Consider the following 20926-nt stretch of genomic DNA (forward strand, 5'->3'; position numbering starts at 1 on the left):
ATGAAAGCAAAAAAGATAATAGCAACTTTATTAATGTTACCAATGTTTATGGTGGGATGTACTAAGGCTAACGAAAAGAAAAGTGAAGAAATTGGAGGAACTATTAAGGTTGTTACCTCTAGAACAGATGCTGACAAATTATTTGAAAAAATAGAAGAAGATTTTAAAAAGCTATATCCAAATGTTGAAGATATAGTATGGGAATCATCTGCTGATTATGATAAATACATAATGACTAGAATGAATACTAAGGATTATGGTGATGTTTTATTCTTACCTTTTAGTATGAATGGAACTCCTGAAGAATATGAAAATTATTTTGAGCCATTAGGAACAGTTGATGAACTTAAAGAAAAGTATATTGATGTTACAGAAGCAGATTACAATGATGTTGCATATGGACTACCAGTTGCTTTAAATAGTTTAGGAATTATTTATAATGAAGAAGTTTTAAAGAAGGCTGGAGTAGAAGAAATGCCAACTTCTACTGAAGAATTTATAGAAGCTTGCAAAAAGATAAAAGAAAATACTGATGCTATACCTTTCTATACAAACTACAACAAGACTTTAGGAACTTGGGGTGGAACATTAACTTCTTATGGTGGAGAGCAATATAGATCTGCAATGCTTGAAGCTTGAACTGGATTTAAAGAAGGTCAACCAATACGTGAAATAATGGATTTATTTTATGGATTAGCTTCAAATGGATTAACAGAAGCAGACCCTATAACAGGTGATTTTGCTAAGTCTCTTCAAATGCTTGCAGATGGAGAAGTTGCAATGATAATGAAGGGTTCTCAAGATGCAAAGATGATTCAAGAACTTAGCACAAATGGAAGCAAAATTAATATAGCTCCATTACCAGTTAAATTTAATGGTCAAACAAGTATTGCTTTTGGAGCACCATCAGTAATTGTAATGAATAAGAATAGTGAAAATAAAGCAACTGCTAAGGCGTTTTTAGAGTTCTTTATTTCAGCTCAAAGTGGATATGCAGATGATTTAGGTGGAATGTCACCAAATAAAGAAGACTTAACTGCAGAACAAAAAGAGATGTTTGAAAAGAATAATATAGTATTAACATCATCTACAGAAACTCCAGAAATTGATAGTAAGTATGCTGCAATTACTAATGAAGTAGGTGTAGGAAGATTAACAGATGTACTTCAAAAAGTTATTAATATAGGTTTATATCCAAATGAAAATGAAAGTTATATTGACTATGTAAATTCATTAGAAGCTAAGTGGGAAGCTGCTGCAAAGGCAAATGAATAATGTAAACTTAATAAAAAAAGAAAGACAAATTATTTTTCTCTTTCTTTTTTTTCCTATTTTATTATTATTCTTATTTGGATTTTTACCTATAATTGAAATAGTTATATATAGTTTTACATCTTGGAATGGTATATCAAAGGTTAAGGAGTTTATTGGCTTTGATAATTATATAAAAGTTTTAACGGATCCTACTTATTTTCAGGTTTTTAAAAATAGTTTATATTACTTTTTATCTGGAATCCTTCAAATTATAATAGCTATGTTTTTTGCTATTATGCTATCTTTTAAAGTTAAATTTAAAGGCTTTTTTAAGGCAAGCTTTGTTTTTCCAACTCTTATAAGTGGAGTTGCAATATCAATGATGTTTAGAGTGTTTTTTGAACCAGGAGGAACATTTGATGCAGCCCTTGGAAGCTTAGGACTTGGAGAGTTTGTACATTATTGGCTTGGAGATCCGAGAATAGTTAATTATACATTAGCTAGCATATCCCTTTGGAGATTTACAGGTAGAAGCTTTATTATGTATTTTGGAGCAATTCAATCTATACCAAGGGAATATTTAAAGGCTGCAGAAATAGAAGGAGCTTCTATAATGCAAAAGGTTAGATATGTAATATTACCTAATATCCACACAATAATTAAGATAAACTTTATTTTACTTATTATTGGATCTATCTCAGTATTTGAAATACCTATGATAATGACTAATGGATCTAATGGTACTAGCACATTCTTATTACAAACTATAAAAACTGCCTTTGAGCAAAAGAAAATAGGACTTGCAGCTAGTATGGCTGTAATAATTTCAATAGTAATTATATTAGCCACAATTATTCAAAAGAAGGTATATAGTAATGATGAAGATGAGTATTAAGTCTATAATAGCAAAAATATTAAAATATACTGCTTTAATTGCTTGGACAATAATAGTGTTTTTGCCAATAATAACAGTTATTTTTGGATCCTTTAAAACTTATGATGAATTCACTAGAACAAGTGGAATTACTCCACCAAATAGCTTTGCTTACTTTGAAAATTATATAAAGGCTTTTGTAGATGGTAAGATGCTTATGGGCTTTATTAATACATTTATATTAATATTTTTTGGAGCTACAGGTAGTGTAATTATAGGTTCTATGGTGGCATTTGTTATAAGTAGATTTGATTTTAAATTTAAAAAGTTAATTTTATTTATGTATTTGCTTGTATCAATAGTGCCTATGGAAATGTCTCAAGTTGCAACCTTTAAGATAGTTGATGCACTAGGTATATACAATACTAGGCTTGCACCAATAATAATATATTTAGGTGCAGATGTATTAATGGTTTATATTTATATGCAAGCATTAGAAAAAGTTCCAAGGGATTTAGATAAAGCAGCAATGTTAGAAGGAGCAGGATATTTTCAAATATATAGAAAGGTAATATTTCCTTTGCTAAAACCTGCAACTGCAACTGCAATTATGCTTAAAATAATTTCAATATATAATGATTTTTATGTACCATTTTTATATATGCCAGGGGAAGGGTTAAATACTGTATCAACAACATTGTTTAACTTTATAGGACCAGCATCTACAGAATGGCAGGTTATATGTGCAGGGATTGTAATAAGTATGATACCAATGATTTTATTTTTCGTATTTTTGCAAAAGCATATTTATCAAGGAATAACATCAGGGAGTATTAGATAATGAAAAATAATTTTTTAAAACGAATATATACAGTAATGGAGATTAGAACAGGCTTTGCAACAGGACTTCCAGCTTTAAGTGGTGGATTGTTTGGAGCATATTTAGCAAGAGATATAAAAATACTTCCATTAATTTTAATGTTTATTTCAGGCTTTAGCTTAAATATAGTAGCTAATATAGCAAATGAAATAAGAGCATTTTTAAAGAATGAAGAAAATGAAGATACCTTTACAGGGCACTTAGGTAGTGAAGGTTTAGTTAGAGGAGACGCTAAGTTTTTAGATGCAATAATAGCTTTAGGTTTTATGTTAGCTTTAGGTGGAGGAAGTGGACTTTTAGTAGTTTTAATAACTAAGGATATAAGTATATTAATTATAGGTATAGTAAGTGCCTTAGCAGCAATAACTTATTCCTTAGGACCAAAACCATATATAATTTATCCTATTGGTGAATTAGTATCAGGAATATTTGCAGGTGGTATAAGTAGCTTTGTATCTGCTTATATACAGCAAGGTAAAGTAAGTATAGAAATAATTTTATATGCACTAATATCAATGATAATGACTATATTCTTAATGTCCACAAACAATACATCTGACTATGAGAAAGATAAAGGAGTTAGAGTAACTCTACCTCACGTTATTGGTTTTAGAAACTCAATTAAGATAATAATACCAGAAGCCATAATTATGGTATTAGCTTGGATAGCCCTATTTTTAATGTCAAAAATAAGCTTAATAATATTTATATCAGGACTTATGATATTTTATTATTATGGATATGTTAAATGGTATAAGGATTATTATAAAATACAAGAAGTATATAAAGAAATGGGAAGAGAATGGGGACCAAGACCTCTGCTTCTTATATATAGCTTTCACTTCATAATGTCATTAGAATTTTTAATATATACAATATTGTTATAAAATGCGAATAAAACATAATGATATGTATTAACTTTCCGATTTTTAGATAATTTCGAATATAATTCTAAATTTAAGCTATCTAAGCTGGCTAAATTTTTATAACTCGCTTTGCTCAAACAATAAAAATTCTTAACGCCATCTTAGCTATCTTAAATAAGAATTGTAGTTTCTCATTATAATAAAATCTCCAATTTAATACATATCATTAATGTTAGAAACGTTTTAAATAATTTAAACTTGGGGATTCTAGCCTACTAAAAGAAGAAATTCAGATGAGCTAAATTTCAATAAAAGTTAGTGTAATCACCTAAAATATTTAAATGATGAATTACTAGCAAAGATAAATTGATGGTGAAGTAAGCATATGGCGAAAAATTAGAAGTTCTTGGTGAAGTAAAAGCTACTAGGCCTTAGAGTTGTTGGTTTGTCTGAGCGCATGCGAGTTTTACCAAAACTCTTGGTTTAGTAGTTTTTACGAGCCTTAGAACTTATTTTTGTAGCAATTTGTCTTACGAGCAGTCAATTTATCTTTGCAGTTATATTCGCATTTTATTACAAGGGAGGAAGTTATGGTAAAGATAAATTTAAATTTAATAAAGAAGAATCCACTAAGTCTAACTTCAATATTGGCAGATAAGCAAGGGATATTTAAAAAATATAATATAGATATGAACTTATATTTAGATGAAGACTTTTTCTTTAAAGGAAATGTTGAATTCTTAGAAGGTAGATCAGATGCAATGATGGGAGATACAACATTTTTCTTCTATATGCTTGAAAAGGGGAAGAAGGCAGTTATAACTTCTAATCTAACAAGAACTATAAACTTAGTTGGTGGAAAAGATTTACCTAAGGATTTAAATGGAATTAGAGTTGGTGTTAATAGAAGTGGATTATTTAGATTATTTTTAGAAAATGATTTAAAGGATATTATAAGGAATCCTAAAATAGTTTGGATTAATAACACTTATGATAGAATTCAGGCATTAAATAATAACGAAATAGATGCCTTAGTTGCAATTGAGCCTTTTGTATCTAAATTAGTTAATAGTGGGGGTAAGATTATTTGGGATTCAAGAAATAGTGATAAAAATCTAGTAATGTGGTGCTTTGATGAAGATTTTTATAATAACAATGAAGAGGCAGTTAAAAACTTTCATAAAGCATTAAATGAAGCAGCAGAAATTTTCAATAGTTCATCTAGTGAAGCAAAGGTTAATTACTTTATGGAGTACTGCGGATTTCCAAGAGAAGTAGCAGAGGGATTTAAAAACTTCAATTTTGAGATTAATGGTGATTATAGAAAAGAAGATTTCGATTTATGTCAAGAATGGATGCATAGAGAGGGAGAAATTAAAAAATTGTATGATGGGGATTTATTAATAAGGGGAATATAACACAATGATATGTATTCATCCTTTAGTTATCTTAAATTGTGGAATATAGTATAAAGGTAAATATAGTAGTATATTTACCTTTGTCTTTATTCGCATTTATTTATAATTTCCTTATCTTACTTTCAAGTGAGTATATATAGGTTTGTAACGACTTAGAAAGTCGCTAAGGAATAAGCATTACTTAGATAGGACTCTATTATAATAAAAAACATCTCCTAAGAATAATAAAGTTGCTAGAATTAATATAGAATTAACAGCCCAAAAAGAATATTTAAAAAGTAATGATATAAGTACCATTAATACTAAAATAGTAAATATTGATTTTAAAAAACTCAAAATTTGTTACCTCCTATATCCATACTAAATATAGCTTGTGCAAATTTACAATAATAATACTTGAAAAATTCGAAAAAAAATAGAGTTAACCAGGACAGGTTAACTCGGTAGAGAAATTATCTTCTATTGTTTTGAGCTTTTCTAGCTTTTCTACAGTCAGGACATCTAACTGGATCGTTATCAAATCCCTTTTCTTTATAGAATTCTTGTTCTCCAACAGTGAAAACAAATTCCTTTCCGCAATCCTTACAAACAATTTTCTTATCTTCCATTTATAAATCCTCCTTAAAATTCATAAGAACAAACTTGATATATTTCTTCCTTAAGGTGATTATGAACTTTAAGGGATAGAACGTATCGAGATTTTTCCTAATCATTTAAATATTCAAACTAATTATATCATAATAAGGATATTTTTCAAGGAATATTGAGATAAAAATTTATTTATAAATCTACATTTTATTTGCTTTTCTTAGGGAGAAATTTAAAGTAATAAATTATGAAAACTATAAATGGTATCACTATAAAAGCAATTAAATTTACGCCTTGAATATACTTTGAAATATCATATAACATATAATTATTTACTCCAAGAAAATTAGATAAAACAAATACTAAGAATGTATATACTCCAATAAAAACAGCTTTTCTTTTTATAAATTTATTACATATTAATAATATGCTATAGGTTGATAGAATATATTTAATAAATAATCCTACAACTGTTTGAATTATAAAGAATAGTTCACCGAATTCTAAGAAGCCAGCTAATTCTATTCTTTGGCTTAGAACGAATTCAGGATAAAAAATATTAGCTGCACGCAAAGGACCAAAAGCAGTGATAACTCCTATAAAAGATAAAATAATAAAAGCAGAAGAAATTACTCCAGCATATAAGCTGTGAATTCTAATATGCTCTGTTTTATCAATATACTTTAAGAATGGAGTAACTATCATAAAACTTGACATACTACCTAGAATCATTAATGCAGAATATAAAAAATTAGAAATAGGTTTATCACCTAATATAGGTAATAAATTATTAATATCTTTATAACTTTGGGTTAATAAGAAGAATAGTATACCATTTACTATTATAATTGAAAAACTTATTATTAAAAAAATAAGTAGTGTACGTATTTTCTTACCAAATATAAACAATGAAGGAACTATAAAGAAAGCTAAAGCATACCAAATAGGTGTATCTATAAATAAAGTTGAATGAAGAACATTAGCTTCTACAGCAGCAGCTTCAATTGCATTTAAAAATAAAGCTAATATAAATATTATTAAAAACAATGAACTAATAAATTTAGGTGTAGATTTATTAAAAATATCAACAATATCAAAATTATTTGTTTTCTTGAAAGTATTCATTATAAATAAAAGAAAGCAAACAAAAATAAAGGAAGCTAATATTGAAGCAAGCCATGTACTTCTCCCCCCAACATCTACAAATATAGATAGATAAGTCTTACAAGATATAATAGATGTTCCTAATATAAATAATATAAAGTGCTTAGTAGAAATTTTATTCATAAAAAAATCCTTTCTTTCAATAACAAATAGTAACAATTAGCAATTGACAATTAATAATTAACAATTTTGGATGAAACTGCAGCGGAGCTGAGTTTCTTATAATTAGATTTATTTAATTAACAATTAGTAATTTTATTATGAAATATAGAAAAAATTAAACTTTAAAATTAGAAGTTTTCCTATGTTACTGAAATAAATAATTAGCAAGTAACAATTAGCTATTAATGAAGTAATTCAACAAAGATGAATTACTAAAATTTAGCGTTTAGTAATTTGGAACAAATTACTTCCTCAATTCTTTAATTCTTTAACTTTTCATTCTTTAATTATTTCATTCCCCTATAGTATTAGCAAAAAAATGAATATTAAACAGTTTTCAAACAAATAATACAAACAGGTGATGTATATGAATAATTTAGAATATGTGAAGGAGAAATTAAAAAACTCCTTTGATGTTAAGTATAGGCCAGTAAAAACTGTATTAGGAAAAGCTACAATAGTATTTATTGATGATTTATGTAATAGTGAATTGATTAGTGAATATGTAGTATCCCCTTTAAGAGGATTTGGAGATTTACCTCCTGAAAGTGGGGAATTCACTTCGCTACAAGAGGTTATAGAAAATGCTCTAGACATAAATGCAGCTGGAATTGCAAAAGATGTTGATGATGCTATAATGCATATTTTATCAGGAGATCCAGCAGTTATTTTTGATAAATACAAAGAAATAATGTATGTAGAAGCTAAGGGGTTTCCTGTAAGAGGAATTGGAACACCTGAAACTGAATCTGTTTTAAAAGGTCCAAGAGAGGGGTTTAATGAACTTATAGTTAATAATGTAGCTTTAATAAGAAGACGTATTAAAAATCCAGATTTAAAATTTGAAGCTATTGTAGTAGGGGAAAAATCACAGACTTCTGTAGCTGTTTGCTATATTGATGGAATTGCACCTATAGAATTAATAAATAAAATAAAAAATAAGGTTAAAAACTTAGACCTAAGATTTATTTTAGATACAAATTATATAGAAGATGCTTTAAAGAAGCAGGATAGCTTTTTTGATACAGTTGGATATACTGAGAAACCAGATGAAGTATGTGCAAAACTTCTAGAGGGAAGAATAGGAGTAGTAGTGGACGGTACTCCTTTTGTAATTACAGTACCGTATTTCTTCTTAGAAAACTTTCAAATGCCCGATGACTATTATTTAAATAGATATTATACAAACTTCAATAGAATATTAAGGTGGATTGCTTTTTTTGTGGCGGCTTTAGTTCCAGGTCTTTATGTTGCGGTGATAACATACCATTTTGCTATGATACCATCCTTATTTATGTTTAGGCTTGCTGTATCTAGGGCGGGAGTACCATTTCCTACTTTTCTTGAAGTAATACTTATGATGATTGCATTCCAATTTATAAAAGAAGCAGGACTTAGATTACCTCAGCCGATAGGTGGAGCAATGAGTATAGTTTCGGCTTTAATACTAGGAGATGCTGCAGTGGCAGCTGGTATAGCATCTAGAATTACAATAATAGTAGTGGCATTAAGTACTTTGTCATATTTCTTAATTCCAAAGCTTTATGGAGCATTGTCTTTCTGGGCAATAATATTAGTATGTTTTTCAGCAGCTTTTGGAATACCTGGATTTTTATCTGGAGCCATAATATTCTTAATTCAACTTTCAGAACTTGACTCAGTAGGATACCAATTCTTATTTCCAGTTGGAAGTACAAACGAGTATAAGTTTAAAGATGTAGTGCTAAGAGGAAAATTGAGTAGGATATCTAAAGATTTTGTAAAAGAAGGAGAAGAAGATGAGAGCTAGAAGATTTTTTAGTTTAATAATAGTAGCTTTTTTATTTCCAATCCTTTTAGTAGGATGTTTTAATTATAGAGATATAAATAAGGTTACTTTTGCAACAAGTATTATATTTGATACAGATGATTTTGGAAGATCTGTTGTTTACGTAGATTGTATTAAACCATATAGAAGTACAAATGAAAGCTCAGACAAGGGAAGAAGAATGATATACAAAGGAATAGGAAAGACAGCTTTGGAAGCATTAAGGGACGTTAATTTAGCTTCAAGTTATGAGTTGAACTATTCACAAAATAGGGCTTATATATTTACTGAAAAAGCTGCAAGAGAAGGGGTAAAGGGATATTTAGATTTAATAAATAACAATCAGGAGTTTCAAATAAAACCAGATATATTTGTTTATTTTGGAGAAGTTAAAGATTTACTTAAAGTAACTTCTAGTGATGAAGAATATCTTGGACTATATTTAGAAGAGTTAGTACATAAAAACAAGAGAAATCCTAGGGCAGTGAGAGCCAATATTAATGAATATCTAAGCAAGTCTATAGAGGATGATAAGACATATATAGTTGGAGCTATAGAAATAAGAGAAGATGCATTAGATAAGAAGATTGAAATTGGTGGAGGGGCAATAATAAAAGATAGTAAATTAATAAATAGATTAAAAGCAAATGATACTTTGAGTTATAATTTATTAATGAATAATGTAACTAAAGGAACTTTAGAAATATCAAACCCTCAGTCAGAGGAAGGTTTTATAACTTTAGAGATATTAAGTAATTCAACTAAAACTGAATTAGAATATGAAGATAATAAAATTAGGCTTATAAAAGATTTAGAGATGAAGGTATCAGTGGCTGAAGCTCAGGATAAATTAATAGTTGATAAAAATACATTAAATTATATTAAAATAGTAAAAGAACAAGAAGTAAAAAACTACTTAAAAAACATTTTTAATACATATAAAAAAGAAGGCTTAGATATATTTGATATTAAAAGATTATTAGATGTAAAGAATTTAGATATAGAAATAGAGGACCCATTAAGCATTACTGAATTGGAATTAAATGTGAACATAATTATAGAAGGAACTGGAATTGTTAAGGATAGTCTTTAAAAATAATTCACAATTGTGGTTTTTTAAGGAAATATAGGCAAAAGATATTGATATTAATAAAGAAATACAGTAATATTAAATTATAGGGGAAATAATTCGATTCATACTATTTAGAATAAAATAGGGAGGGAGTATGGACGATTATAAGTTAAAATATGAGCAAATAAGATCTGAGTATGAAAGTTATCAAAGAATTACTGAAAGTAAGTTACAAGAATTAAGTACAATTAATGTACAGTATGAAAAAAACTTAGATATGCTTTCTAATGTGCTCTTTATTAGTAATTATGTAAACTCTAATTTAAGCAGCAAAGATATAATACCAATTATTAATGATATGATAATTGGGATTATTGGTGTTACACAATCTACTGTTTATTTAAAAGAAGATGAAAGTTTTGTTATAAGTGCTACTAATGGGACTAATGAAAGTATTAAATTAACTGATGATTGTAATAAATACATAAGTCAGAGAAAAACTTTTATTTTAAATTCTAAGATACCTATAACTAAAGATGATAATAATAAAATATGTATTCATTCAAGAATGGGTGTACCTATAAATGTTGGAGAAGATTGTATAGGTTATATTGTAGTTGATCATACACATTTTAACTTCTTAAATGAGTTCCATGAATTATTTTTAAATACGATAGCAAATCAAATAGCAATAGCTTTAGAAAATGCTATTTTGTATAAAAAGATAGAAAAAGCAGCCAAAACTGACTCTTTACTTGGAATATATCATAGAAGAACCTTTTATGAAATTATAAATGAAAGGTTTAATGAAGAGGATGTTAAAGAGTATGCAATAGTTATGATAGACTTAGATGATTTTAAGAAGATCAATGATACGTTAGGACATCTATTTGGAGATAAAGTCTTAATAGAAACTACTAAAATGATAAGAGAAAAATTAGGACCAAAGGATATAATAGCACGATATGGTGGAGAAGAATTAATCTTGTACATAGATTGTAACTGTCCAGCTAATGAAATATTCAAGAAAGTAGACGGAATTAGAGAAGCTATTAGTAAAAATTATATTCAAGATGGTAATATAAGTAAAAGTATAACAGCGAGTTTTGGGCTAGGATTTTATCCCTATGATGGTGATACTATAGAAGCAGTAATAAAAGCTGCCGACGAATATCTATACATGGCAAAAGACGCAGGAAAAAATAAAGTTATAAGTTCACATAAATATATGTATGTAGAGTAGCAAAGATAGGGAAACTAATTAGTGTCTCTATCTTTTTGCTTTATTATTGAATTTATTGTAAATATTTTCAGTAATAAAGAATATACTAAAATTAAGAGAATAAAAAATTTTATTAAAGGAGTGGATTCCAATGATTCAAGTTTTTTGTGCAAAGAGAGGTTCAGGTAAATCCAAAAAGTTAATTGAGCTAGCTAATGAGGCCTCATTAAATTCTAAAGGTGATACTGTTTATATTGACGACGATGCAAGACGTATGATGCAACTTAATAAGAAAATAAGGTTTGTTGACACTGAAGAGTTAGACATAGTTGATTGTGATAGCTTTTATGGCTTACTTTGTGGTGTAGTATCACAAAATTATGATGTTGAGAATATTTATATTGATGCTCTTTCAAATATAATTAATAAAAATATATCTGAATCAATTACTCTGTTCAAAAAAATAAAGGAATTCTCTCAAAGGTTTAACGTGAATTTATTTATTAACTTAAACTGTGAATGTCTAGAAGAACTTCCAGACTTCATAAAATCCTACGCAGCTTAATAGCTTCAAATTTTGTAGGAGTCTTTAACATATTATGCTCCACCGACCTTGTAAACTTCAAGTCAATTTACGCACAATATGTTAAAGACTCCTTGAATGATTTAATTTTGCCCAAGAAATAAAACTAAATGAAGAAATTCGGATTAGTTGAATTTCAATGATTATTTATAATGAAGAAAGATAAAAATAAAGTATCAATAATTTCATTTGTTTTCTTAAAAGTAAATGAAATTATTGATACTTTATCTTTTTTAGTAAATGTTGATAAATAGGTATAATAGAAGTGGAAAACTTTCTGCTAAGTTCAATTATAATACTACCCCTACAAATTCTTATTTATATTTGTCTTTATATTTTAATTTATTTGAATTAAATAGATTTATAGCAGATAAAATACATATAAGAAAAGAAAGTCCTAATCTTAACCAATACATTCCAAGGCAGAAATCACTACCTAATACTGAGCTTTGAGTTATGTTAAATATTAATTTATGTATTTTTTGATTTATTAACCTCTGCTTTAACTTCATTTAATTTCTCAATTATTATATATGTACATACAATAATAACTGCACATAAAGTCATTAATCCTGTATAGGTAAATAAGTGATAAGAAAGAGTAACGGGGTCACCAACAAAAATAAATTGTCCAATAATTTGCATTATAAACATATTAAAAATATAAAATACCATCATTCCTAATATGCCTTTTAATACTTTTTTCATTTAATTCCCTCCATTTACTAGTATTATAATTATTTCTTAGTAAATTTAATATTGTCTATTAAGTTTATTGAAGAATAGGGTGGTTAGAAATTTTCTTTATTTAACAATACATATTGCATATCATCAAAAGTTAAATCTAGTTGTTTAGCAAAATATTCGCTTTGTTTTACAAATTTAAATCCACATTTTTCTATAACTCTTTTAGACTGTGTATTAGATAAGAAGTGGCATATTGTGAGTGCATCTACCTTGCAGATATTAAAGCAAAATTTAATTACTGCTGTAAGTGCTTCAGGCATTAATCCATTTCCCCAATAGTCTTTAGATAAAACGTATCCCACTTCCTTAAGTTTAAGATGTGAATAATCACTTTCATCATTAGCCCATGAATTATGTAATCCTAATGAACCAATTACCTTAGTATTTTCTTTATAGACTATAGCAAAGACATTTTTCCATGAAATAAATGACTGTAATATTTTTTCTGAAATTTCAATTGACTTATGATGTTTCCATCCTGCCATTTAACCTACCCCTAGGATTGATGCATACTGGAAAAACTCATTTAGATTTGTTTCTTTCCATGGTCTCAAAATAAGCCTATCTGTTTCTAAAATTATTTTTGAGATATTAATAGTTATATCCATGTTATTCCCCCTAATACCCAAAATTCATATTATCTATTTATGTTTTTTTCAATAAATAGATTTATTAATCCTAGGAAAAATACTAGAACACCAATTATAATAATTGAATGTATAAAGCCATTTAATAAAGTAGTGTATTCGCCTGATAGATTTTTATTAGCATATAATGTATTGATCATAAAGTAACCTATAGGTGAACTAAATAATATTATGATAATACCTGATAAAAAGTATTTAAGTTGACTTTTCATAAAATACCTCCTTATAATTCTTGAAAAATTAAATACAATTATTCTTAATTATAACATATTTTACTAAAAATATGTTGGAGGATTTGTGAATGCTATAATTTTTAATTACTTGCAGGGATTTTTAATAGAAAAAGTATGGAACTTCAAATAAAAAATACCGTATATTCATTATTGAATAGTACGGTATCAGAATTTATCTATATTTAATTTTATCCCATCGCTACCATTGCTAATACTCCACTTTCTACAAGTGGGAGCTAAGCATTGCTACTCGCCTTGATTAGTTCTTCTAACCTTCAGCTGGAGTAGGCATCCTGTACTCTGTAAAAGTGATTTACACAAAATACAAGATTTTGGTTCTCTACTTTTTAAGAAAACTCCACCTGAAGATAAGAATCACTTTATATTCGTAAATTAAAAAAGACTTTTTATAAATTAATTAGATATATAAATATTGCTAAAGTTCCTAAAAGAATAGATAAATCAATAATAGCTAATTTACTCTCTTTCTTTATAACTGCTATTATAAGAGAAATAATACTTAATATAATATTAATACAAGCTAATATTGGATTAGTAAATAGTCCAGCAAGAAATATAGATTCTAATAGATATAATCCTGTAGTAATAAATAGAATAATATGCGTTATTTTAGTTAATTTACTTTTGTTAATAAAAATATTATTTAGCATAGTACTGCACCTCCTTATTAGTATAAATCTACTTAATGCAAAATTATAATTTCATTTTGGTATTTATCTATCAATTAGAATTGTTAAATTTCTTTATAATATTAAATTTTTAATTATTATACTATACAAAATAAATCTATTTCAATATTTCTTGCTTAGTATAATTGAAGGATAGAGAAGCAATAAATAAAAAACTTAGATAAATTATGTTTTCATATTAATATAAATCCTAATTGGCTTGATGAATAGAAGTTTAAGACTAAACAAAATTATATAATAGTTAGTACTAAGTTGAATAATATAATTATTTAAGCTTAATATAAATTATAGATTTAGATTGGTTCATTTAAACTTTTACCCTAATTTAAGTTAATATAAGTGATATTTATTTTAGATGATTAGAGTTTATAACTGAATAAAAAGTAGGTAGAATTTCTATTAATTCAACATTGATATTATGTCTATAAAAAGATATACTATAATAAGTAATAAATAGGAGGTTACGTGGAATGGCTAATGTTTTAGATGAATTATTAGATCGTGGATACATAAAGCAATTTACTCATGAAGATGAGACTAGAGAACTTTTAGAAAAGGAAAAAATAACTTTTTATATAGGATTTGATCCAACTGCTGATAGTTTACATGTTGGACATTTTATTGCTTTAATGTTTATGGCTCATATGCAAAGAGCAGGTCACAGACCAATAGCTCTTGTTGGTGGTGGAACAGCTATGGTTGGAGATCCATCAGGAAAAACTGATATGAGATCAATGTTAACTAAAGAGCAAATTCAACATAATGTTGATTCTATTAAAAAGCAAATGGAAAAATTTATAGACTTTTCTGATGATAAGGCTATATTAGTTAATAACGCTGATTGGTTATTAAATTTAAATTATGTAGATTTCCTAAGAGAAGTAGGAGTTCATTTCTCAGTAAATAGAATGCTTACAGCTGAATGTTTTAAGCAAAGATTAGAAAAAGGACTTTCTTTCTTAGAGTTTAATTATATGTTAATGCAAGGATATGATTTCTATGTATTAAACCAAAAATATGGATGTAAGATGCAATTAGGTGGAGATGACCAGTGGTCAAATATGATTGCAGGTGTTGAATTAGTTAGAAGAAAAGCTCAAGGTCAATCAATGGCTATGACTTGTACACTTTTAACTAATAGCCAAGGACAAAAGATGGGTAAAACTGTAGGAGGAGCTTTATGGCTTGATCCTAATAAAGTATCTCCATTTGATTTCTACCAATATTGGAGAAATGTTGATGATGCAGATGTAGAAAAATGTTTAGCATTATTAACTTTCGTACCTATGGATGAAGTAAGAAGTATTTGTGCAGTTGAAGGTGCAGCTATTAATGAAGCTAAGAAGAGACTTGCTTTTGAAGTAACTAAGTTAGTTCATGGAGAAGAGGAAGCACTTAAGGCTAAGACTGCTGCTGAAGCTTTATTCTCAGGTGGAGTAGATATGAGTAACGTTCCAACAGTTACTATATCTAAAGAAAAGCTTGGCTCAACAATCTTAGATATAATGGCTGAAAATAAAATAGTGCCATCAAAGGCTGAAGGAAGAAGATTAATTCAGCAAGGAGGACTTTCTTTAAATGGTGAAAAAGTAACTGAAGTTACTAGGACTCTTGAAGAATCAGACCTTGAAGATGGAGCTGCTTTATTAAAAAGAGGTAAGAAAAACTACAACAAAATAGTAGTAGAGTAAAAAAAGGGCTGCATATGCAGCCTTTTTTCAATTAATAATTAACAGTTAAGAATTAACAATTAACAATTAACAATTAAGGAGGAAACTCAGGTAAACTGAGTTTCTTTTTTTATTAATTTTAAATTGTGTGATAGGCCCTCTTCATTTTTTAATTTTAAATGCTAAGTTACAAGCGAATATAAATATAATATGTGAAATAAGCATATGGTGAAAAATTAGAAGTTCTTGGTGAAGGAAAAACTGCTAGGCCTTAGAGTTGTTGGTTTGTCTGAGCGCATGCGAGTTCTACCAAAACTCTTGGTCTTAGTAGTTTTTACGAACCTTAGAACTTCTTTTTGTAGCCATTTGTCTTATGGAGCATATTATATTTATATTTGCAGTTATATTTGCATTTTAAATGGGAAGGGATACAGTTGCTTCGACTTTATTGCCATTTGATAAAGTAATACTTCCATTATGATCTTTTATTATTTCACTACAAAGATATAGTCCTAGGCCAGAACTATAGTTGTCCTCATCTGAATTAATTTTTATAAAGGGTTCAAAAACATGGCTATATATTTCTTCTGGAATTGGATTAGCTTCATTAATAATTGAAACTTTGTATAAGTTGTCCTTTATATATCCGCAGATTTCAATATTATTATCATTATTGTTAATAGAGTATTTAATTGCATTATCTATTAAATTTATAAACACTTCTTTTATTTTATTAACTTTAATCTTTAAGATACTATCTTCTAAATTATAGATTATGTTTAAATTATATTTTTCAGCTTTTATAGACATATCAGAAATTACTTGTTCTAGTAGTTCCTTTATATTAAATTCTATATATTCTTCTTTTATTGAAGAAAGACCTTTAGATATTTTTATTATTTCTAATACAAGGGTATTTAATCTTTGGCTTTCTGAATATATTCTACTTACGGCTCTTTTTTTGAATTCTTCATCATCTACTACATTTTCTAATATCATTTCTGAGTATCCAATTATTGAAGTAAGTGGAGTTTTAAGTTCATGAGTTACTGTATCAAAAAATATTTTTCTACTTAGTGCTAATTTTTCCACCTTTTCTTTTTCACTTTCTATATCTAATATTTGCTCTTTAATTTTATTTTTCATATTAAGGAACTCCCTAGATAAAATTGATATTTCATCAGTACCTTCAGTGTTTAATAATACATCATAATTACCTTCTCCAAGGCTTTTTGATGCTATAGTTAAGTTTGTAATAGGCTTTGCTATTTTATTAGTTAACCTAGTTGATAATAGAAATATAAAGATTATTAATATTACTTCAATTAATGTTAAAATATTTGTTGCTTTATAATATTCCTCATATAAAGGAGTATAATCTTTATTTAAATTTATAATTCCAATATAACTTTCATTTATTATTATAGGGTAGGAAAGAATTCCTATAAGTTTATTATCTTGATACTTTATATTAACTATAGTTTTACCTGCCTTAACTTCACTAAGGTTTTGACTTATTTCTATTGGTTTAAATGAGAGATTTGAAGCTAAAACATTTCCACTAATATCACAAATTTGTAGTGTACTATCAAAGTTTTGTGATATATAATCTAGTAAATAATTTGCTTCTTCTTTTAAAGCCTTATCTTTATATAAGTAGTTTCTTTGAGATAAGGTATATTTTATAGATTCTCTAGTACTTTTCATAACTTCTTTCATTGAAGAGGTAATTGAACTTTCCATATTATCCTTAAGTATTTTTCTTACAGAAATATTTAGGGAGAGTCCCAAAATAATAAGAATACTTGTAATAATTAAGGTGAATTTATATTTAATTTTCATAATCTACCTCATAATATATCCGACAGAGAAAACTGTTTCAATTATTGATGGGGTACCCTTAGTATCTAGTTTACTTCTAAGTCTTCTTATATGAATATCTACTGTTCTTAAATCACCATCATAAGAAAACTCCCAAACATTATCAATAAGCTGTTCTCTGGAGAAAACTTTATTCCTATTTTGAACAAAGAATTCAAGAAGCTCGTACTCTTTTGGTTTAAGTTGCATAAGCTCATTATCTTTTAAGACTGTTCTATTTTTAAAGTTAATTTTCACACTTTCATTTATATTGGTAAAGCTAGAATTAGTACCATTAGTAGTCTTTTCTATTCTTCTAAAAATAGCTCTAATTCTGCTTATTACCTCTTTAATATGAAAGGGTTTAGTAATATAGTCATCTGCACCAAGTTCGAGGCCAAGAACCTTGTCCACAATATCATTTTTAGCAGTAAGTATTATAATTGGAATAGAGTTATTTAAGTTTATTTCTTTGCATAACTGAAATCCATCTCCATCAGGTAAGTTTAAATCTAATAATATTAAGTCAGGCAAATTAATATTTAAATAATTTCTAGCATCTTTTAAAGTGAATGCACTATAAGGAAGATATCCTTCTGATTTTAATGTGTGAAATAGTATGTCATTTATTGATTTATCATCTTCGATAATTAATATTTCATTATTCATTTCCTACCTCCTTTAGAAAGTAATATAGCTTAATTATAACAAATTTTTACAAAATAATAAATAGTTTACATTATTAAGAGTGGTTGAATAGATGAGAAATAATCAGGACTGCCATAAAGACAGTCCCTAAAAAATAGAATGAAAAAACTACGATAGTATTTGGGGAAGCCAGTTTATTTAGCTAATTCCTTAGGAATTACTGAAAATACATTTTTATAAAAACTTCTCTAGAAGTTTTAACATTAATTTTTCATTCTTCATTTTTTAATTATTCAATGTGCGACAGCAGCTATGGTGTGTACTGTCTATATATAGATTGAGCTATTCCAGCATCTAATTCAATCCAGCACAATTTTGATCTATTAGTAATTGGTCTACCTTTATCATCAAATTCTTCTTTTTCAAATTCATTATATAATTTTATAACTTCCTTAAAATCTTTAGCTGAACAATCAAAATTAATATCGGATGTTCCTTTATTATCAATCTCATAACCTAGTCTTTCTTCTAAATCATGTTCTAATAATTTATAATTACAATTATCTGAAACCTCGTAGGTAGTTATAGTTGTATAGTTGTTTCTTATATAATAACCATCAGATAGAAAATATTCTCCTCTTTCTTCATCATACACGGCATTATCATCTTTCATAGCTTCAGGTAATGCTATCTTACTTCCAAAGTAAAACTCAACTAAATCTACATCAATATAAGTTTTGCCATTAGAAGTATATATATTTTTAATTGAGCCAATAACCTTTTCTTTTCTATTTAAAATATTAACCTTAGCTTCAATATTTCTAAAATGCTCTTCACTAAATCCTTTATAAGAGTATTCACCAACCTTTTTTGTATTTACAGAGGAATTATCCCAAGCCACAATTAGTGTAACCTCCTTATTATCCAATGTAGTAGTAATAGTAGATGGTAAGATAAAGTTTGATTCTTCATAAGTTGAATAGTTAACTTGTATAGTTTGAAAATTTGAAGCAATATCCTTAGCTATTTTATTCATATTATCTACATCTATATTATTATCAATAGCTTTTTTAACTACATTATAAGCATCTTCATATCTATTTGAACTAATAAGGTTATCTTTAATCTCTATATATAAGTCCTTATTTGTATTATCTAAGGAAAGTGCTTTATTATATAAATCATTAGCTTCAGTAAATTGATTATCAGAAAGAAGTTTTTTGGCAGTATTTATAGACTCAGCTATTTCATCTTCTTCTACTAATATATCTTCTCCAGTGTTTTCAGAAAGTGTAACTTTTTTTGTACTATCGGTACAAGAGTATAAAAATATTGATAAAGATAAAATGATAAGAATTATTCCGCATTTTTTTACTTTCTTAAACATATTAATTCTCCTTTAATTTTTGTTGAATACAATACTGGGGGTATTTTATTAAAATGCATATCTTCTATATATAGATTGTGCTGTATTATTTTTAAGTTCAATCCATGATAATGTTGTAGCAGTGCTTTCAATTTCTCCATTTACAACGTGTCCAGAATCTACTTGCATTTTGTATCTCATATCAATATAACTTTTAAAAGTTTCATAAGAAACTGTATTAAGTTCAGGTATTTGTGATTCACTATCGTAACCTAAAGCGAATAAATCAAGAAAATATAGTTGGTAAATGGAATCTTTTGAAACTTCATAAGTTGTTATAGTACTATAATTGTTTCTTATATAATTGCCGAATGGAAGGAAATACTCTTCTGTTGTTTCATCATAAGCAGCAGCATTATCTTTTTTTGCTTCAGCTAAAGCTTCCTCACCTGTATAAAATTCAACTAAATCAATATCTATATAAGTTTTTCCATTAGAAGTATATATTTTTTTTATAGAGCCTATTTGCTTATCATAAACATTCTCTAAAACAGTGAGTTCTACAGTTATATTTCTTCCATATTCCTCGTTATATCCTTGAAAAGCGAAAGTTCCTATATTAGCTGTATCTACTACTTGGTTTTCCCAAGATACTGGAATATTAACTTCTTCACCTGAAATCATAGTGGAAACTTCTTTAGGTAATGAGTAATTGCTATTTTGATAAATTGAATTTGATAACTTAATAACTTCGAAGTTGTCAGATATATCTTTTAATACAGATTTCATTTCTTCAACGTCAACATTATTATCAATAGCTCTTTTTATTACAGTATAAGCATCTTCATATCTATTTGAATTAATGAGGTTATCTTTAATCTCTATATATAAGTCCTTATTTGTATTATCTAAAGAAAGTGCTTTATTATATAAATCATTAGCCTCAGTAAATTGATTATCAGAAAGAAGTTTATTTGCAGTATTTAGGTATTCAGCTATTTCATCTTCTTCTACTAATATATCTTCTCCAGTGTTTTCAGAAAGTGTAACTTTTTTTGTACTATCAGTACAAGAGTATAAAAATATTGATAAAGATAGAATGATAAAAATTATTCCGTATTTTTTTACTTTCTTAAACATATTAATTCTCCTTTA

The 20926-nt window shown here is 27.3% G+C and carries 19 protein-coding genes and 2 pseudogenes; 10 read left to right on the plus strand and 11 right to left on the minus strand.

What is annotated here, in order from left to right; all coding sequences use genetic code 11:
* The 5 genes and pseudogenes from GPX08_RS09110 (at window position 1) to GPX08_RS09130 (ending at window position 5292) form a co-directional block, all read left to right on the plus strand.
* Window positions 1-1275: pseudogene (locus GPX08_RS09110) on the plus strand (extracellular solute-binding protein).
* Complete coding sequence (locus GPX08_RS09115; protein ID WP_156626504.1) at window positions 1268-2149, plus strand: ABC transporter permease subunit; 882 nt, start codon at window positions 1268-1270, stop codon at window positions 2147-2149. The pseudogene GPX08_RS09110 and the gene GPX08_RS09115 overlap by 8 nt, the downstream one beginning before the upstream one ends.
* Window positions 2139-2969 (plus strand): ABC transporter permease subunit, encoded by an 831-nt coding sequence (locus GPX08_RS09120; protein ID WP_156626728.1) that lies wholly within the window; start codon window positions 2139-2141, stop codon window positions 2967-2969. The genes GPX08_RS09115 and GPX08_RS09120 overlap by 11 nt, the downstream gene beginning before the upstream one ends.
* Complete coding sequence (locus tag GPX08_RS09125; RefSeq protein ID WP_156626505.1) at window positions 2969-3895, plus strand: prenyltransferase; 927 nt, start codon at window positions 2969-2971, stop codon at window positions 3893-3895. Before GPX08_RS09120 ends, GPX08_RS09125 begins: the two co-directional genes overlap by 1 nt.
* Window positions 3896-4464: 569 nt before the next feature.
* Window positions 4465-5292: an ABC transporter substrate-binding protein gene (locus tag GPX08_RS09130; RefSeq protein ID WP_156626506.1), complete on the plus strand. Its 828-nt coding sequence runs from the start codon at window positions 4465-4467 to the stop codon at window positions 5290-5292.
* 177 nt (window positions 5293-5469) lie between these two features.
* On the opposite strand, the gene GPX08_RS09135 is transcribed toward GPX08_RS09130, so the two are convergent.
* From GPX08_RS09135 to GPX08_RS09145, 3 genes are all read right to left on the minus strand, one after another.
* Window positions 5470-5628 carry a hypothetical protein gene (locus GPX08_RS09135; protein ID WP_156626507.1) on the minus strand — a complete coding sequence of 53 codons (159 nt, stop codon included), beginning with the start codon at window positions 5626-5628 and terminating at the stop codon, window positions 5470-5472.
* 116 nt (window positions 5629-5744) lie between these two features.
* Window positions 5745-5900: a cytochrome C551 gene (locus GPX08_RS09140; protein ID WP_156626508.1), complete on the minus strand. Its 156-nt coding sequence runs from the start codon at window positions 5898-5900 to the stop codon at window positions 5745-5747.
* 187 nt (window positions 5901-6087) lie between these two features.
* Window positions 6088-7167: an endospore germination permease gene (locus tag GPX08_RS09145; protein WP_156626509.1), complete on the minus strand. Its 1080-nt coding sequence runs from the start codon at window positions 7165-7167 to the stop codon at window positions 6088-6090.
* 406 nt (window positions 7168-7573) lie between these two features.
* On the opposite strand from GPX08_RS09145, the gene GPX08_RS09150 reads away from it, so the two are divergent.
* The 4 genes from GPX08_RS09150 to GPX08_RS09165 all read left to right on the plus strand — a co-directional run bounded on the left by GPX08_RS09150 (window position 7574) and on the right by GPX08_RS09165 (window position 11872).
* Window positions 7574-8995, plus strand: coding sequence for a spore germination protein (locus GPX08_RS09150; RefSeq protein ID WP_156626510.1), 1422 nt, complete (start codon window positions 7574-7576; stop codon window positions 8993-8995).
* Complete coding sequence (locus tag GPX08_RS09155) at window positions 8985-10106, plus strand: Ger(x)C family spore germination protein (protein WP_156626511.1); 1122 nt, start codon at window positions 8985-8987, stop codon at window positions 10104-10106. Before GPX08_RS09150 ends, GPX08_RS09155 begins: the two co-directional genes overlap by 11 nt.
* Before the next feature lie 133 nt (window positions 10107-10239).
* On the plus strand, window positions 10240-11328 hold the full coding sequence (locus GPX08_RS09160; protein WP_156626512.1) for a diguanylate cyclase: 1089 nt from the start codon (window positions 10240-10242) through the stop codon (window positions 11326-11328).
* A 130-nt stretch (window positions 11329-11458) separates the two neighbouring features.
* Window positions 11459-11872 carry a hypothetical protein gene (locus GPX08_RS09165; RefSeq protein ID WP_156626513.1) on the plus strand — a complete coding sequence of 138 codons (414 nt, stop codon included), beginning with the start codon at window positions 11459-11461 and terminating at the stop codon, window positions 11870-11872.
* Window positions 11873-12361: 489 nt separating this feature from the next.
* Here the strand turns inward: GPX08_RS09165 and GPX08_RS09170 are convergent, their stop codons facing one another.
* The 4 genes and pseudogenes from GPX08_RS09170 to GPX08_RS09185 form a co-directional block, all read right to left on the minus strand.
* Complete coding sequence (locus tag GPX08_RS09170; RefSeq protein ID WP_156626514.1) at window positions 12362-12598, minus strand: hypothetical protein; 237 nt, start codon at window positions 12596-12598, stop codon at window positions 12362-12364.
* An 83-nt stretch (window positions 12599-12681) separates the two neighbouring features.
* A pseudogene (locus GPX08_RS09175) lies at window positions 12682-13245 on the minus strand (GNAT family N-acetyltransferase).
* Window positions 13246-13274: 29 nt separating this feature from the next.
* Window positions 13275-13496 (minus strand): glycosyl transferase, encoded by a 222-nt coding sequence (locus GPX08_RS09180; protein WP_156626515.1) that lies wholly within the window; start codon window positions 13494-13496, stop codon window positions 13275-13277.
* A gap of 428 nt (window positions 13497-13924) precedes the next feature.
* The gene (locus GPX08_RS09185) at window positions 13925-14188 is read right to left on the minus strand and encodes a hypothetical protein (RefSeq protein WP_156626516.1); all 264 of its coding nucleotides are present in this window, start codon (window positions 14186-14188) and stop codon (window positions 13925-13927) included.
* A gap of 509 nt (window positions 14189-14697) precedes the next feature.
* Between GPX08_RS09185 and GPX08_RS09190 the strand changes: the two genes are divergently transcribed.
* The gene (locus GPX08_RS09190; protein WP_156626517.1) at window positions 14698-15918 is read left to right on the plus strand and encodes a tyrosine--tRNA ligase; all 1221 of its coding nucleotides are present in this window, start codon (window positions 14698-14700) and stop codon (window positions 15916-15918) included.
* 393 nt (window positions 15919-16311) lie between these two features.
* Here GPX08_RS09190 and GPX08_RS09195 read toward each other — a convergent pair whose 3' ends face one another.
* From GPX08_RS09195 to GPX08_RS09210, 4 genes are all read right to left on the minus strand, one after another.
* Window positions 16312-17739 carry a HAMP domain-containing protein gene (locus GPX08_RS09195; RefSeq protein ID WP_156626518.1) on the minus strand — a complete coding sequence of 476 codons (1428 nt, stop codon included), beginning with the start codon at window positions 17737-17739 and terminating at the stop codon, window positions 16312-16314.
* Between the two features lie 3 nt (window positions 17740-17742).
* Complete coding sequence (locus tag GPX08_RS09200; protein ID WP_156626519.1) at window positions 17743-18426, minus strand: response regulator; 684 nt, start codon at window positions 18424-18426, stop codon at window positions 17743-17745.
* Between the two features lie 289 nt (window positions 18427-18715).
* Window positions 18716-19792: a hypothetical protein gene (locus GPX08_RS09205; RefSeq protein ID WP_156626520.1), complete on the minus strand. Its 1077-nt coding sequence runs from the start codon at window positions 19790-19792 to the stop codon at window positions 18716-18718.
* A 48-nt stretch (window positions 19793-19840) separates the two neighbouring features.
* Window positions 19841-20911, minus strand: a complete 1071-nt coding sequence (locus GPX08_RS09210; RefSeq protein ID WP_156626521.1) for a tetratricopeptide repeat protein — start codon at window positions 20909-20911, stop codon at window positions 19841-19843.
* Window positions 20912-20926 lie beyond the last annotated feature (15 nt).

This window comes from Clostridium tertium (assembly GCF_902652255.1).
GTDB lineage: Bacteria > Bacillota > Clostridia > Clostridiales > Clostridiaceae > Clostridium > Clostridium tertium_A.

Bases quoted from the DNA above. Each gene is read 5' to 3' on its own strand.
- GPX08_RS09165 (WP_156626513.1), top strand. From the start codon at position 11,459: ATGATTCAAGTTTTTTGTGCAAAGAGAGGTTCAGGTAAATCCAAAAAG.
- GPX08_RS09155 (WP_156626511.1), top strand. From the start codon at position 8,985: ATGAGAGCTAGAAGATTTTTTAGTTTAATAATAGTAGCTTTTTTATTT.
- GPX08_RS09145 (WP_156626509.1), bottom strand. From the start codon at position 7,167: ATGAATAAAATTTCTACTAAGCACTTTATATTATTTATATTAGGAACA.
- GPX08_RS09130 (WP_156626506.1), top strand. From the start codon at position 4,465: ATGGTAAAGATAAATTTAAATTTAATAAAGAAGAATCCACTAAGTCTA.
- GPX08_RS09200 (WP_156626519.1), bottom strand. From the start codon at position 18,426: ATGAATAATGAAATATTAATTATCGAAGATGATAAATCAATAAATGAC.
- GPX08_RS09190 (WP_156626517.1), top strand. From the start codon at position 14,698: ATGGCTAATGTTTTAGATGAATTATTAGATCGTGGATACATAAAGCAA.
- GPX08_RS09140 (WP_156626508.1), bottom strand. From the start codon at position 5,900: ATGGAAGATAAGAAAATTGTTTGTAAGGATTGCGGAAAGGAATTTGTT.
- GPX08_RS09150 (WP_156626510.1), top strand. From the start codon at position 7,574: ATGAATAATTTAGAATATGTGAAGGAGAAATTAAAAAACTCCTTTGAT.
- GPX08_RS09115 (WP_156626504.1), top strand. From the start codon at position 1,268: ATGAATAATGTAAACTTAATAAAAAAAGAAAGACAAATTATTTTTCTC.
- GPX08_RS09210 (WP_156626521.1), bottom strand. From the start codon at position 20,911: ATGTTTAAGAAAGTAAAAAAATACGGAATAATTTTTATCATTCTATCT.
- GPX08_RS09120 (WP_156626728.1), top strand. From the start codon at position 2,139: ATGAGTATTAAGTCTATAATAGCAAAAATATTAAAATATACTGCTTTA.
- GPX08_RS09185 (WP_156626516.1), bottom strand. From the start codon at position 14,188: ATGCTAAATAATATTTTTATTAACAAAAGTAAATTAACTAAAATAACG.
- GPX08_RS09205 (WP_156626520.1), bottom strand. From the start codon at position 19,792: ATGTTTAAGAAAGTAAAAAAATGCGGAATAATTCTTATCATTTTATCT.
- GPX08_RS09170 (WP_156626514.1), bottom strand. From the start codon at position 12,598: ATGAAAAAAGTATTAAAAGGCATATTAGGAATGATGGTATTTTATATT.
- GPX08_RS09125 (WP_156626505.1), top strand. From the start codon at position 2,969: ATGAAAAATAATTTTTTAAAACGAATATATACAGTAATGGAGATTAGA.
- GPX08_RS09180 (WP_156626515.1), bottom strand. From the start codon at position 13,496: ATGAAAAGTCAACTTAAATACTTTTTATCAGGTATTATCATAATATTA.
- GPX08_RS09160 (WP_156626512.1), top strand. From the start codon at position 10,240: ATGGACGATTATAAGTTAAAATATGAGCAAATAAGATCTGAGTATGAA.
- GPX08_RS09195 (WP_156626518.1), bottom strand. From the start codon at position 17,739: ATGAAAATTAAATATAAATTCACCTTAATTATTACAAGTATTCTTATT.